Here is a 16,068-nt window from a genome sequence, read left to right as displayed (position 1 = left end):
AGGAGAGCATTATGTGCACTTTATACAAACGATTGTGCAAATCGAACAACGAAAATACCTCATGAGGACATATTCCCCACGAGTTATTTTCAGAAAAAATATTTATTTCTCAAAAATCGTCCCTTTTTTGAAACTTGAACCCTTAAAGGCATATTTCGATAGAAGGTAATAAGCTATCCCTGCCACTACTACACCGATGATCCATGCCAACTCTACCTCTATAAAGGCAGCGGCTGCACCGATAAACATCGCAAGCAAACCTGCTGGATTATATCCGGCATAAGAACCTTCTTCATTGTATAGATCTGCAGTATTTACTCTCTGTTTTCTTAAAATATAATATTCAACTAACAGAATCGAAATAACCGGCCCTAAAAATGCGGAATAGATTAGTACGAACATATTAAGACCTGCAGCTGATGACTCCTGTACAAGCAACCAAGGGAATGCACATAGAGCAAGCAATCCTGTAATCGTTACAGAAACTTTATATTTTAATTTTGTCAATAATGTAATAACATACGCTGGTGGAACGACGTTTGCTACCATGTTTGTCGCAATTACTGTAATGACGATAAATAGAGATACACCTGCAGAGATATAAGGATTGTCGATTACCACTGGAAGTGCTATTGCAGGATTCGTTATACCTGTTGCAGCAGCTAACATTGCACCAATGACAATAACGAAACCATATGAGAAAGTAATTGGGAGGAAGTATAATGCTCCGCGCTTCTTATCACTTATACCCGATTTCAGCTCTCTTGAATAGTCTGCAGCACTTACAAAAATCCCTGCATAATTCCCTAAAAAGACCATAATAAGCGCTAAGAACGGTAATCCCCAATTTCCTTCTGCTTGTACCCAAGTTTGAGTAATCTCTGTGCCATATGACGTTACAAGAATTCCAAAAACATAAATTAGTCCTATCATGAAAATAACAGCTGCAACCGTCTCTACCCATTTAATCGCATGGAAGCCGAATAGTGATATAACAATCTGAACTAGTTGAAGAGCTACAAAGCAAACAAAAACATTATCAAATGATCCATTAGTAACAATCTTTATAAACTCATTTAATGCAGTACCACCAATCCAACTTTGAATACCGTACCAGACAATAGCAGGTATACCACGTAGTAATGATGATATAACTGTTCCTTTTATTCCGAAAGACATTCTAAGCTGTACAACGTATGGTATACCTGATTTATAGCCTAGTCGATCGTTTAAGGCGAAAATAGTTGAAATGATCCCAATTGAGATCAGGGCTGCCAGCATTGTTTGAAAGATGTTTAACGTTGCTACTCCCGCAATAATTACACTTGCCCCTAACGTCATATTTCCTATGTTAACCCCATCGCCCATCCACATGAAAACATAGTCTCTTGGCTTAACGGCTCTATCCTTTTCGGTATTCGGATGTAGTGATTCATCCAATCCAGAGGCAAGTTCAATCTGCGTCACTTCTGTATCGTGAATTTCTTTTGTTTTAGACATATGCCATGCTCCTTTTTATCGTATGATGTATTTTTCAGCGACGTTTATTCTAGACGATAAAATAAAAGTTTAACCTATTCCTATATGATTATTACACATAGGCAGTTTCACTTTAATAAGTTAAATAATTTCGAGTTACATTAGATCAACTTTATTATCTATCGAAAACGTGTTCTTTCGAACAACACTTATTATACATAGCTTTATTAGGATGGTCTTTATGTCTATTAAACAAAATGTACAAGCGCTCGCTATATACAGTGCATAACAAATGTTACAATAACAGCTTCTTTGAACAATCTTTTGTGCACAATGAACAATAAATTATTAGCAAATACAGGAAATTGGTTGTCAAAATGAACAAAAGCGTTAGCACCTTTCTCTACCCCGAAATAGTAAATGGAAACGATGAATGGAATGACTTACATAATAGGGATAATGCGCCTTAAAAAAGTTACCGCTAGGGTTTCCGCTCCAGGGCGGACGCTTTCCGCTTCAATCAACAAAATATGCTAGCTAATTTGCGTTTAGTTAAACAAACCAATAAGAAATATTAGAACCGCTGCACGAATCCAAAAGTGGCAGCCATCCCTATATGAAAAAAGTTGCTTATTAAACAGTGAACATGAGCTTCACTAAGTCACTAATAATCTAATAATATATTTTACAAATTAATGGTTGCCTCCTTTTAATTTAACTCTTGATCTGGGAAATGATTTTCCGTACACAAATTGTTGCTTTCTTGCTAATTTAGTTGCTTCAATGACCATTCGATTGATTTTACCTATTTACTGGATTATTTTTACGAAATACTTGCTAATAATTTCGCTCTTCATTTTTAATAAAACTTTTGGTTTATAAAAAGAAAAAGCACTGGAATCTTTACCAGTGCCGAGCAAATAACTATGCTTTTCTCTTAGCGATCATTTCGATTTCTACTTCCGCGCCTAATGGCAATGCTAAAACTGCAACACAAGTTCTAGCCGGGTAAGGGTCGTTGAAGTACGTTTTATATACTTCATTCATAGAAGAAAAATTATTCATATCCGTTAGATATACATTTACTTTTACAACATCATCATGTGTTAGATTTGCTGCTTCTAATACCTCAAATAAATTTGTAAAGCAATGTTTTGTTTGTTCTGCAATATTACCTTGTAAATTTTCTCCTGTCTCCGCATTCATTGCTGTCTGACCAGAGAAAAAAATAAAATCATCTGCTTCTACTGCATGTGAATATGGACCTGATGCTGTTACATTTTTTGCGCTATACGTCTTTCTAACCATTCGATTAACACTCCTAATTTTTAAAATGATGAAACTTAATACTTATGGATTTTTTCCCGTTCAAGAAGTTCAGTAATCTTTAATCCAATTTGAACTAATAACATTTCTTCAGCGTCATCAAAATTCATCCCTGTAATTTCCTTGATTCGTTCAATACGATAGACAGCTGTTTTATGGTGGATAAAAAGAAGTTGGGATGCTTTTGTCGCATTTTGATTGCATTGTAAAAAAATCTTTAATGTAGTTAACAAATCTGTTTTATTTGCTTGTTGATAATCTAGTAGAATTTGTAAAGATGGTGGAATGAAAGTCTTTAACTCTTCGGAATTAGTGAATTGGCCGAGCATCCTAAAGACCCCTAATTCAGAATAAGATGTAATAGATTCTTTACCATTTAAAACCTCTCCAAATTCCAACGCATCTTGAGCCTTTATATAACTTTCGGAAATATTATTTATATGTTCTGATAGCGTCCCTATCCCGACTTGAATAATTATTTCGTTATCTTGTTTTTTCACCAAATCTACTATAGTCGATACTCTTCCTTTCATTTTGATCAACCATTCCGGGTCTTCTATATCGGCTTTCCAAAGTACTACATTTAAACCGCTTTTACTGCCAATAATCGCATTTGGTAAAAACTGATAAATAGCTTCGTAAAGCAACGTCTCTTCATTGCCATTGGATATTCCTCGTTTCACTTGTTTCGAAGATAACATTTCATTATTTTTGCTTATTTTCAATAAAACAACTGCAAATGATCCTTCTATATCCCAACCAATTAAATTGGCATCTTGGTAAAGAATATTGGAAGGTAATTTTCCCTCGATTAATTGTTCCAGTAAATCATTTTTAAATCGTTTGTCTACTTCTGCCACAGCAAATTTTTTGACTAACTCAAGCGAAAGCGAAGTTGCAGCATTTTCAACTGCAATAAAATCAAGTTCTTCCAAAGGTTTATTCATTTCACCGATTAATAGGTAAGTTTTTATATGGTTAATCGTTTCAATTGGAACGACTATTTGGTGTCCAATCTTCTCTTTTTGTTCAAGGTACTTCACGATTTGACGGTAATGTGGAAATTTCATCTCTTCAGTCTTGTCATAGCGATGATACTTTTCAACAATTTCGAAATTAGTTAGATATGGGAGTGTGGAAGCTAAACAAAAGAAATTTCGGTCAAATAAGGCGACAGGATTTCCAATTAATTTTTCTAATGTTTCTATGATTTTTTCTGGACTTTCATCTGCCAACGATAAAGCTGTAAACTGATCATGGATTTCTTTATAATATTGAAGCTTTTTTACTTGAACATTCAAAATTTCTTCCATCACAGGATACAGAATATCAACATAAGGGACTTCTTTAGGAATTTGGATGATCGGCAAATTACATTTTTCCCCTTGCTCGATGATGGATGGGGGAATCTCATTTACAAAACGATGATTTTTTATCACTAATGCACTAACTTCTTTTTCGGCTAACTTCGTAATAAACTGCTTTTGCTCATTCTCGTTAAAAAAACGAATAGGGTATAAACTTGTTAAAATTAGTTCTCCACCTATTAACCAGTCAGTAATGTCTGGAGCTTCCATAATAGTTGACCCTTTAACAATTTTATGCAAATATTGTTCCCCACTCAATACAACTGCCTTTTTGAGTGATGGTAATTTCAAAACATCTTCAACACGAATTTCCAAATAGCCCTCCTCCTCCTCTCTACTAGGAAAAGGGCAGAGAAATGTCTCAGCCCTTTGTAGTCCGTTATTACCTATTACTCACACTATATAAACTCTTTTATGATTTTGGAAAATTACCGTTTTCATAAACAACCTTACCATTTACGATGGTTGTCTTCACTTTTCCTTTAAATGTCATGCCTACATATGGTGAGTGTTGATGACGATAGAACAAATCATCTTTTTCTAATCTAAAGCTTTCATTTATATTAACGATTGCGAAATCTGCGTCATAACCAACAGCAATATTCCCTTTATTTGGCAAACCAAAGATTTTTGCAGGATTTGTTGCCATTAAAACAACAATCTTTTCCAAAGGTAGATTACGCTTTGCATAGCCTTCTGTTAGCATAACATTAAAAGTAGATTGCGCACCAGAAATACCACCCCAACCTTCGAAATAATTATCTGTAATCGTCTTCATTGAAGCAGGCGCTGGAGAATGGTCAGAGGAAATTATATCAATTTCACCATTAGCAACTGCCACCCATAAATCTTCTAACTCGTCTTCATCCCGTAAAGGAGGGGCGCATTTTGCCAAACCGCCTTTTTGTTCTAAGTCTTTTACAGTTAATGATAAATAATGGGCACATGTTTCGACTGTCACATCTACGCCTCTGCGTTTTGCTTCTTCCACTACTTGAACGACTTTTCTGCTGCTTGCATGAACGATATGCAATTTACATCCCGTTGCTTCCGCATAAGAAATAATTCTTCGAACAGCTTCTATCTCTGAAATAATCGGTCTTGATTCAACAAAATCACGTGCAGATGTTTTCCCTTCTTGCAACTTCTTCGTTGCAAGCTGTTCACAAATTACTGTACTTTCCGCATGAACAGCAAGTAGTGAACCAATCGAGGCGATTTCTTGCATACCTTTATAAAGCGTTGCATCGTCCGCATGATGGAAATCTTCTATACCACTCGGCGACATAAATGCTTTAAAGCCGATGACACCATTATCATAAAGTTCCTTTAAATTATCAATATTCTCTGGCACTAGCCCACCCCAATAGTTCGGGTTTACAACAGATTTCTCTTCGGAAAGTTTTCTTTTTAAATCTAAATTTTCTTTATTTATTGTTGGTGGTGTACTGTTTAAAGGCATATCGAAATAAGTCGTTACTCCTCCGGCAGCCAAGCTTTTACTGCCTGTTTCGACGCCTTCCCATTCCGTTCTACCAGGTTCATTAAAATGCACATGAGAATCTATTAAACCTGGGAAAACATGAAGACCTTCTGCGTTTATTTCGTTAGCAGCTGTTGCACTAATTTCGCTATTAATGGATACTTCGGCAATCTTGCCATCCTTAATTGCAACATCTCCTTTGGCAACTGACTCCGAAGTTACAATGTGACCATTTCTTATTATTAAATCGTAATTTGTCATGATAGTCGCTCTCCCTTTATTAAGAAAAGTTCAAAATCCTATTTTATTTTACAGCAGATAATAGTTTTCCGATTGGTTCTCCTACAATTCCTTGTTGTATATCGAAAACAACATTTCCGCGAACAATCGTTTTCGTTACACGACAGTCAATTTTTCTGCCCTCATAGGCACTATGTTTGTTTTTGTAATATAGATTTTCTCTCTTCACAACATAGGATTGATTCGGATCTAATAAAATAATGTCTGCATCTTTAGAAACAGCTATTTCTCCTTTATAAGGCAAGCTAAAACGTTTGGCAGGGTTAAATGCAATTAAATGGACAAACTTTTCTACTGCTAAACCACGTTGTTTTACAGCTAAATCAAACATTAAATCAACGTTATTTTGAACCCCACTAATTCCGCCCCATGCTTCAAAGATATTTCCTTGTTTCAAGTCTTCCGTACACGGCGAATGGTCAGAAGTTAACCAGTCAATATTGCCATTCAATAACTCGTCCCATAATTTTGCTTGGTCTTTTGCTTTTCGAATTGGCGGCTGACACTTTGCTTTTGGACCAATTTCCGCTACTTGCTCTGCAGTCATCGCAAAATAGTGTGGACAAGATTCAACCGTTACATCTACACCTTCCAAACGCGCTTTTAAAATTACTTGAACTGCTTCTGACGTACTAATGTGTACTAAGTGTAATTTACAACCTGTTTCTTTTGCAAACAAAATGGCACGCTGAACAGCATCTACTTCAGTGAAAATTGGACGTGAATCAACATACTCAGCTGCAGATGTACGGCCTTCTCTGATCATTTCTTCAGTCAGCTTAGACGTAACGGATGGGTTTTCAGCATGGATACATAAAATTCCACCCAATTCTGCTATTTTTTGCATTCCCTTATACATCGTATAATCATCGACATTAGTAAAATCTCCAGGAATATCACTCGTAATATCGGAAAGGAAACATTTAAACGCTAGAACACCTGCACCTGCTAATTCTTCTAGTTTATCTAGATTTTCGGGTACAAGTCCGCCGTAGAAACCATAGTCAACATAGTTTTGATTAACCGCAGCATCTAGTTTAAGATCAAGCGCTTCTTTATTAATCGTTGCCGGTAATGCATTCAGTGGCATTTCAACATAACTTGTCGTACCTCCAGCTGCCATTGCTTTGGATCCTGTTTCAAACCCTTCCCACTCAGTTCGACCAGGTTCACTAATATGGACATGTGTGTCAACCATTCCAGGCATCACATATTGCCCACCTGCATCAATAACTTCTTTTGCTTCATCTGTAATTTCTTCAGCTATACAAGTAATCTTTTCATTTTTAACTCCGATATCGACTTGACGGACTCCATCATGAAATACAACATTTCCATTTTTAATAATTAGATCATACGTCATTACAGTTCCTCCCTAATATTAGGATATTTCATCCTCTACTGGATTAGATGTCGGTTTTTTAGCGATCAATGAATAAAGAATGAAAGCTATAATTGTCCCTGTAAAGAAAGACATATCGTAAAGCGGCTTTAAGACAGGAACAAATTGACCAATTAAACTAATAACCCCAGCAATGATAAGCGTTATAATCGCTTGCATGTTAAACCCGTTTTGATAACTATAAGAGTTACTTGAACCATACAATCCATTCATATCAATATGCTTTTTTGCAACAACAAAATAGTGAGAAAGCATAATACCAAGTACCGGGCTTAATAATCCCCCAATTACTCCTAAGAAAAGGAAAATACTTGTTGAGTTTTCCATGAGCTTCCATGGCATTATTATTATTCCTACAAGTGCCGCAATAAATGCACCTGATTTGAATGTTAATTTTTTCGGAAACAGCGATGCTAATTGATAACCTGCTGGAACAATATTCCCCGTAATATTCACTGATAAAGTTGCCAAACAAATGGTTAATACGGATACAGCAATTGCAAATTTGCTATCAAATTTCTCTACTACATCAAGTACGTTCCAAATAGGGGTACCAAATGCAATTTCCGAACCGATGATAACAGCAATACTTGCAAAGGCAAATAATAAGTACGAAAGAAGGATTCCAGCAATTTGTCCAACTGTTTGAACTTTTTGGGAAACTGCTTCCCTTGTAAAATCTGAAATACTAACAGAGGGAGCCGCCCATGTTGCTAAGAGAGCACTTACACATCCTAAGAAAACGATCAACTCATTTCCTTCAATTCCTTTAGGTACATATTGTAATATTGGAGTGATGCCTCCTGCTAAATTAATTGCCCAAATGGCCATTCCTCCAAATACGATATAAATAATTGGAGAAAGTATTTTTGTGAATTTCCCCAAGATTCCCATTCCACCATAAACAAACATAACGTTTACGGCCCAGAATAATAGGAATGAAATTAACCCCGGTAAACTTAAACCAAAGAAATTCCAATCACCACCTAATGTTAAATATACAGGCCACAGTTTCCCGATTAAAATCGTTACAGCAAGACTACCTGCATACGTTTGGAAACCAAACCACATAATTGCTGCAATGACCCCTCTAATTACACCAGGGACCATTGATCCTCTTGTACCAAATGATGTTTTAAGTAACATAGAAGTAGGAACGCCATACTTTGTTCCTGCATGTCCGCCTATAGATAAAATTGCCCCTAAAATGATGGCTGCAAGTATAATTGACCAAAATACTTGACCGACGGATAACCCAAGTGCGAAAAAACCTCCGATTGTTATATAAGCTGGTACGTTATGCACAGACCCCATCCAAAGGGCAAAATAGTTCCCCATCCCCCACTTTCGGTCCTCCAACTTAATTGGCATTAAGTCTTTACTAATAGTTTGTTCTTGTTCTGGTGGAGTCTTTACCTGTTCTATGGGACTCGCCCCCTAAAGATATTTTAATTTAATGAAAACTAATTTTTCTGGGGTATTCTTACCCTGTACTGATGTCTCTATTGATATCTCACTTATCTCTGTTGTTGCATTACAATACTCCTGCCCATCTCTATAGTTTTCCCAAACTAATTTGAGCTATTCAGAACTAGAGCTTTTCAACGTTATTATTTCCACTATATGAATACAATAGATTTAACAGGATTTTACTTTGTTTACACCGTTCACTACATAAAGGGGATCCTCATTATTTAATACTTTTACAATGTTTTCAGCTGCCATTACTGCCATCGCATCTCGTGCTTCAAATGTGGCATTACCAATATGGGGTGTTAAAACAACATTGTTTAGTTTTTTCAAACCTTCTCCAATAGAAGGTTCAAATTCAAATACATCTAATGCTGCACCTTCAATTACTTTTTCATTTAAAGCCTCTATTAGAGCTGTTTCTTCTACAATTGGACCACGTGCACAGTTTATTAAATAGGCGGTTTTTTTCATCATGTCAAATTGTTTCGTACTAAACATGTGTTTCATGCTTGGGTTGTAGGAACAATTAAGTGTAATAAAATCAGCTTGTGTTAATAATTCATCCAACGAAACATATGTGGCATTTAAAGACTTCTCTATTTCCTCACTTTTTCGGCGTGGGTTGTAGTATATAACTTTCATATCAAACGCTGCAGCTCTTTTTGCGACTGCTTGTCCTATTTGTCCAAATCCGACAATCCCAATTGTTTTCCCAGTTACTTCACGCCCTCGGAAATAAAGTGGAGCCCAACCATTAAAGCCAACTGTTCTACATACTTCATCACCCTCTACTACCCTCCTTGCAACCGCTAACAATAGTGCGATCGTTAAATCTGCTGTTGCTGCAGTAGAGGCAATCGGTGTATTGGTAGTGGGGATTCCTTTAGATGCTGCATATTCAAAATCTACATTATTGAATCCCGCTCCATAGTTTGCGATAATTTTCAGGTTCGGAGCTTTATCAATAATTTCTTTTGTGACAGGTGTTGATAATAAACTTAATAGTGCATCTTTACCTTGAATACGTTCTTCTAATTCTTCTTCAGAAATTAATGTTTCACCAGGGAATACCTCTACCTCATGCTTTTCTACTAACAAATCTAATCCCTTTTGTGGAATTTCCCCTGCAACTAAAATTTTGGCCATTCTAAAAACACCTCTTCAATATTTATGTAATAGGAGGATCATTTCCTAACAATTAATATTCCCTAAATTCACTCTTTTATAGATGGTGTACCATCTAGCAGGTCCTTTCATATTTACTTTCGGTCCAAGTAGCTTCAATCTGTTTATGAGCTTTTTTTGCTTTTTTTCATCTTCTATGTGCAATTCTCCTAATTCGTTGCATGTTTAAAGGCAATTTTTTTTTTATGATATAATGTATTATTACTGAACAATAATTAAAAACTTTGATCATTTTATAGAAGGTGTGTGTTACAACAAATGAAAACAACTGTCGTTTATAAAAAAAGTGAACAATTTGAAATAAAAGCAGATTTTTATCCCACCACTCTAGAGTTTGCTCCTGTCATCGTTTATATTCATGGTGGCGGTCTATTGTGGGGATCTAAAGAAGACATTAAAGTTGAACAAGTTAAATTTTATTTGCAGGCAGGGTTTAATGTATTTTCGATTGATTATCGACTTGCTCCCGAAACAAAAATACCTGACATAGTAACCGATATTGCGGACGCACTTTCCTGGCTAAAGTTTGAGGGTATAAAGCAGTTTGACTATAATCCAGAAAAAATAGCAGTGATCGGCGGCTCTGCTGGTGGCTACCTTGCACTGTTATCTGGAACATTCGAGACAAAACCGCAAGCGATTGTCTCGTTTTATGGATACGGTGATATCACTGGGGAGTGGGCATTAAAACCAAGCCCTCACTATAAAAAAATGACTGCTGTTCCAAAAGAACTTGCCGATATGCTCGTAACAAATGAAGTCATTACCGTTGGACCGATTCAAAAACGTTATGCCATTTATATGTACGCAAGACAAAATGGTGCCTGGATCGAGAAAATAAGCGACATGGACATAAAAGAGCTTCAGTCGTTTTGCCCATTATACACTTTAGATGCGGAGTATCCACCAACACTTTTCTTACATGGAACAATAGACGAAGATGTCCCATACGAGCAATCAGTATTGATGTCCGAAGCATTGACGAAAACTGGGGTAGAAAACCAATTAATCACTATTCCAAACGGCAAACATGTCTTTGATGAAGATTGGCAGAGTGCGACTGTGCAAAATGCATTTGATGATGTCATTCAGTTTCTAAGAAAGCATCTTCAAGAAGACAATTGATCGAAAATAAGAGAGGGTGTTCGCTCAGTCGAACACCCTCTTTCGTTATTCAATCATTTAAGATTTCCGAGTGTAATTTACAACAACTCCAACCATGCAAAAAAGGCTAAGCAGAAATAGTTCTGCTTAACCTTTTAAGGCAGATTACTTTTTATTTTAAGAAGCTCATAAAGTTAGCAAATGAAGCTACTAGGTCTTGATAGTATCCTATCATTTTATCCTTTAAAGAGATTTGGTTGGATTCCTTTTCTTCCTCATTTTGACTAAGTTGTTCTGTTTCAGTAGCCGAACTTACTTCTTCATTTACTGTTTGTATTGGTTCCTCAAGATCGGATACTGTATTTTCCACTGATTCTACAGTTTCTTGCTCTGGTGTTTCTATATCAGAAGATTGATCTTTATTTTCTGCAACGACTGGGCTTTCTAGATTAACGTCAGTATCATTTATTAGACCTGTATCTGCGATATCAACAGAGCTGTCTTGAGATGTATCTGCCTCTAAAGTTGTTGTATCTGTTTCACCAACGTCAGTAGATACATCGGATACTACATCAATTTCTTCAACATTATCAGATTCTTCACTTGATTGAGCTAAATTTTGTTCAATTAGGTATTGATAATATCCAATAACACTTTGATAGCCAGCACCGATAAATTGATAAGTTTCTTCTACCCATGTACTAGAGTCATCTTCTTGATTTTGTGAACCATCTACTTGGCCATCTTCTGCTGCTAAGTCTTCTTCTACTGCTTCTTGACCTTCTTCAGCTGTCGGTTCTTCTGGTTCTTCTGCTACTCCTTCTTCTTCAGTTGCTATCGCATCATCTTCTACTTGGCCGTCTTGAATTGTTGGTGCTTCCGGTTCTTCAGCTGCTACATCTTCTTCAACTGCTTCTGTACCTTCTTCTACTTGGCCATCTTCAGTTGTAGGCGCTTCTTGTTCTTCCGCTGTTCCTTCTTCCTCAGTTGCTATCGCATCATCTGCTACTTGGTCATATTCAGCTGTTGGTGCTTCTTGTTCTTCCTTTGTTCCTTCTTCTTCAGTTGCTATCGTATCATCTGCTACTTGACCATTTTTAACTGTTGGTACTTCTTGTTCTTCAGCAGTTCCTTCTTCAGTTGCTGTACCATCACTTATTTCGCCTTCTTGTGGCACATCGTTATTTGTTTCATCTATATTATCATTATTATCTGGATCATCATTAGTTTTGCTGGAATTAGCTTGAGCAAGTTTGCTAACTAGTTTACCTTTTTCAGGAGTGCCTAATAGACTTTTCGCTAATGAAGATACTTCCTGACCATGGTTTTTCACATGTTCAATAACTTCTGGATTTACTCCCTTTGTATCAAGCTCTGCTGCAGAAATAGGTGCACCAGCTGCTAAAAAGGTCGCAGCCATCATTGATGTTGACATTACTAGTGGCGCTACTTTCTTCGACAAGTTTTTATTTACTTTCTTAGAATCCATTTGTTTTTTATTCATTACTTGATCTCTCCTAATTCGTATTTTTTCTACTGATAGGATGGATTTTTCATAAATTCCGTTATTTATCGTTTCACCTCCTAATCAGCCGAGTAAGTTTATTACTCAAATTTTCCGGCAGCACCATCTTCTGCCTGCATTGAATATACCAAAGCTTTGTTACCATCTTGTGTTACTCTGATTAAAAAAAATGACGCTTCCATTACATATTTTTAGAATCTTGCAATATATGAAATAATATATATAGCATATACTACTCTATTTAAAAAAAGTAATTATGCCTGCCTATTTGTTCTCTCTGATATTTCAAGTTGTTTTTTCTCCCGTATAATTTGATATAATTGAACAATTTTTCTTTACAAATAAAACTAGAAAGTAAAGATTATCAAAACAATATAACGAATATTTACTAAATTTTCATATTAGATCATCTGATAACGGCCTGTAGTTATCAAAAATAAGGGGATTCTCTTCGTTTCTATCAACCTCTTGCCATTCCTGCCCCCTATTGTGTACTGAATTGAAAAACAGACACATTATTTTTTGTGTCTGTTTTCATTAATTAAAAGAACTTTTCTTTTTAAAAAAACTCCACCATTAATAGAAAAGTTAATGGTGGAGTTTACAATTTATAACTACGTTATTACAACATGCCGCACGTAAAGTATTTTCACACCCTCTACCGCTTGCATTTTTTACACACCTGTTTATCATTCTAATATAGGAAGTTAGTGGAGTATATTAAACTACCCGTGATTATTTATAACTTAAAATGTCTTACTAATTCATTTAGTTCTTCAGCTAATTTCGCTAGTTGATTCGATCTCCCAGCTGTTTCTTCCATAATGCTGCTTATTTGTTGAGAAGAAGCAGATGTTTGTTCAACACCTGCTGCAGATTCTTCTGAAACCGCAGCAATTTCTTGAATTGCTCCATTCATCTGCTGTGCATTTGCTGCAATTTCAGCTAAGTTTTCAGCAATAGTTTTGATACTATTAACCATTTCTGTTACAGCTTCACTAATACTATGGAAAGTCTCGCCAGTTGATTCGATCTGTGCTTTTCCTTGTTCCACTTCCTTATATCCACCTTGTAACGATTCCGATACAAGACCCGTTTCATTTTGAATGTTACCTACTATATCAGTTATATTCTTTACAGAATCAGATACTTGTTCAGCAAGTTTTCTTACCTCATCTGCTACTACTGCGAATCCTTTTCCATGCTCTCCAGCCCTTGCAGCTTCGATTGCAGCATTTAAAGCTAGAAGATTAGTTTGGTCAGAAACGTTCTTAATCACGGTTACTAAATTGGAAATTTCTTGTGATTGCTTGTCTAGCCCTTGAACCTTATTGACTGAATCCCGCACAATATTATCAATTTTTTCCATCTGAAGAATTGAATTTTTCATTAACTCAGATCCATCTTTAGTCATGTTTAAAACTACTTTTGAATTTGCTTCTATGCGGTAACCATTTTCATTTGCTTCTTGAACTTTATCTGCAAAATTATTCATACCAGATGATAAATCACTCGCGCTATTGGCTTGAGTTTCAGAACCAGCTGCTAATTCCTGCATAGTAGATGCTACTTGTTCTGATCCCATTTTTACTTCGTTTGCGGATTGAGTCAATTCTTCACTTTGGCTACTTACTGTTTCAGAAACTGTATTGATTTGACTTACTATATCTCGCAAGTTCTGATTCAATTGGTTTGTAGATGTTACTAATTTACCTATTTCATCTTTAGATTTTGATTTTAATTCTCCCTGACTTAAATTACCTAAAGCTAGTTGCTCCATTACATTTGTAACATGAGGAATTTCTCTTAACATACGTTTTAACAGGAAGAATACTAAGACAATTAGGATGAAACAAGCAATACCAAAATATAAAATCATCATGACTGTAAAAGTGTTAAGACTACTTAATGCTTCCTCTTGTGTTATAGATGTTCCAACTGACCAATTAGTTGTTGAAACTGGTGAATACCCAATATATTCTAAGCCATCATTTACTCGCGTTAGTTCAAGCCCCTTTTCACCATCAACCATTTTCTGACCCACATTTCCTATCTCACCAGAAAGCGATTGAAGTTTTTGTTTCAGTATTAACTCACTGTTCGGATGATATAGTATGGTTCCATCGTTGGACAGTAAAAATGAATATCCATTTTCTCCCATCTTATAAGATTGCATTAATTGAGGTAATTCATCTAAAAATATGTCTATCGCAACGATACCAACCGTATTTTCGCCATCTTTAATTGGTTTCATAGCACTTAAAATCATTTTTCCAAACACTTCATCCATATATGGCTCAGTAAAATATACATCATCTTCCTCTAAGGCTAATTCATACCAAGGTCTGCTTTTAATATCGAAGCTTGGATCCGATACTACGCTATTACTTCCAATTAGAAAATTGGACTTATTGCTGGCAACCCAAGTCATTGCAATAGCATCATCTGTTTTAACAATCTCATCAAGTGATTTTAAAACCCCATCATAATACGAGTTTGTCGTTGCTTCATCCCTTGATTCGGCTGTATTCAAGTATTTTAGTATCTCCTGGTTTGTTGCAATTTGCCTTACAATTGTTCCTTTATTTGCAAACATACTATTAACTTGATCAGCAATTGCGTCACTATTCGTCGATACATTTTCTTCTACACTTTGAACTAAAATTGATTTCGTATAAGAGTTAATTAGAAACCCTGTAATTGAAAATATGATTATGATAGCTATAAAAAGAGCAAAAGCTACTTTTGTTGAAATACTATTTCTTATCCAAGAAAACAAGTTTGACTTCGTTTCATTATCTTTTTTTACCATTAGTATATTCCTTCCTATCTGTGTAGACTATAGATAGTATCGGCTTTGGGTAACACTTTCTTTACTCTTTTCTCTTTAAAAAGTTAAAGAAGCCTCCCAAAAGTTCAATGAACTAATGAGAAGCCTCAGGTTTAATCCGCTATATTAGCATTTTACTTGCACTTTATAGTTATATGTAATGGCGTATTTAAAGAAAAAACATTACCTAATATCCATTGCTTAGCAGCTTTTCAATATTATCAAAAGTGTTCTTTGAGTAAAGCTATATTTGTCTTTCCTTCGTCAATCACTAATGATAAATTCTCGTCATAAGTCTGTTGTTATTATGCTCCTTCATACTCCTTAACGATAAAGTATTGTACGTTCGCCTTAACAAGAACTAAGTCGTCAGTTAACGCTAAAACTGGGCTTTCTCCTATATCTTCGAACTGATTTTTAATAGAGTTTCTAGCTCGAATAAGGGATTTTTCTTCTATTAAATGCCCTATTTGCCCGTTAATTAAATAAAATGTTACTTCGTATTGTTTCAATTCTAGTCACCCTTTTTATGTACTTTAAATCTATTATAGTTCAATAGGAAGAAATTACAAATATTACACTATCCCTGTCTCA

Annotated in this window: 11 protein-coding genes; 1 reads left to right on the top strand and 10 read right to left on the bottom strand. The window is 35.7% G+C overall.

The window, feature by feature from the left end:
* Positions 1-102: 102 nt before the first annotated feature.
* From ACIQYS_RS10715 to ACIQYS_RS10685, 7 genes are all read right to left on the bottom strand, one after another.
* Entirely contained in the window at positions 103-1,500 is a 1,398-nt protein-coding gene (locus ACIQYS_RS10715) for an NCS1 family transporter (protein ID WP_402978961.1), read from the bottom strand.
* 903 nt (positions 1,501-2,403) lie between these two features.
* The gene (locus ACIQYS_RS10710; protein WP_402978958.1) at positions 2,404-2,787 is read right to left on the bottom strand and encodes a RidA family protein; all 384 of its coding nucleotides are present in this window, start codon (positions 2,785-2,787) and stop codon (positions 2,404-2,406) included.
* 35 nt (positions 2,788-2,822) lie between these two features.
* On the bottom strand, positions 2,823-4,487 hold the full coding sequence (locus tag ACIQYS_RS10705; RefSeq protein ID WP_402978955.1) for a PucR family transcriptional regulator: 1,665 nt from the start codon (positions 4,485-4,487) through the stop codon (positions 2,823-2,825).
* Positions 4,488-4,584: 97 nt separating this feature from the next.
* Positions 4,585-5,916, bottom strand: a complete 1,332-nt coding sequence (locus ACIQYS_RS10700; protein WP_402978952.1) for an allantoinase — start codon at positions 5,914-5,916, stop codon at positions 4,585-4,587.
* 43 nt (positions 5,917-5,959) lie between these two features.
* Entirely contained in the window at positions 5,960-7,318 is a 1,359-nt protein-coding gene (gene allB, locus ACIQYS_RS10695; protein WP_402978949.1) for an allantoinase AllB, read from the bottom strand.
* An 18-nt stretch (positions 7,319-7,336) separates the two neighbouring features.
* Complete coding sequence (allW, locus tag ACIQYS_RS10690; protein WP_483880185.1) at positions 7,337-8,743, bottom strand: allantoin permease; 1,407 nt, start codon at positions 8,741-8,743, stop codon at positions 7,337-7,339.
* Between the two features lie 252 nt (positions 8,744-8,995).
* The gene (locus ACIQYS_RS10685; protein ID WP_402978943.1) at positions 8,996-9,976 is read right to left on the bottom strand and encodes a 2-hydroxyacid dehydrogenase family protein; all 981 of its coding nucleotides are present in this window, start codon (positions 9,974-9,976) and stop codon (positions 8,996-8,998) included.
* A gap of 297 nt (positions 9,977-10,273) precedes the next feature.
* Between ACIQYS_RS10685 and ACIQYS_RS10680 the strand changes: the two genes are divergently transcribed.
* Positions 10,274-11,140, top strand: coding sequence for an alpha/beta hydrolase (locus tag ACIQYS_RS10680; RefSeq protein WP_402978940.1), 867 nt, complete (start codon positions 10,274-10,276; stop codon positions 11,138-11,140).
* A 151-nt stretch (positions 11,141-11,291) separates the two neighbouring features.
* On the opposite strand, the gene ACIQYS_RS10675 is transcribed toward ACIQYS_RS10680, so the two are convergent.
* The 3 genes from ACIQYS_RS10675 to ACIQYS_RS10665 all read right to left on the bottom strand — a co-directional run bounded on the left by ACIQYS_RS10675 (position 11,292) and on the right by ACIQYS_RS10665 (position 15,986).
* Positions 11,292-12,623: a hypothetical protein gene (locus ACIQYS_RS10675; RefSeq protein ID WP_402978937.1), complete on the bottom strand. Its 1,332-nt coding sequence runs from the start codon at positions 12,621-12,623 to the stop codon at positions 11,292-11,294.
* A gap of 760 nt (positions 12,624-13,383) precedes the next feature.
* Positions 13,384-15,456 carry a methyl-accepting chemotaxis protein gene (locus ACIQYS_RS10670; protein WP_402978934.1) on the bottom strand — a complete coding sequence of 691 codons (2,073 nt, stop codon included), beginning with the start codon at positions 15,454-15,456 and terminating at the stop codon, positions 13,384-13,386.
* Between the two features lie 323 nt (positions 15,457-15,779).
* Entirely contained in the window at positions 15,780-15,986 is a 207-nt protein-coding gene (locus ACIQYS_RS10665) for a hypothetical protein (RefSeq protein ID WP_402978931.1), read from the bottom strand.
* Positions 15,987-16,068 lie beyond the last annotated feature (82 nt).

This window comes from Psychrobacillus sp. NPDC096426, assembly GCF_044762745.1.
Taxonomy (GTDB): domain Bacteria; phylum Bacillota; class Bacilli; order Bacillales_A; family Planococcaceae; genus Psychrobacillus.
The sequence above is the reverse complement of the archived record's forward strand: the minus strand, read 5'-3'. Positions and strand labels throughout refer to the sequence as shown.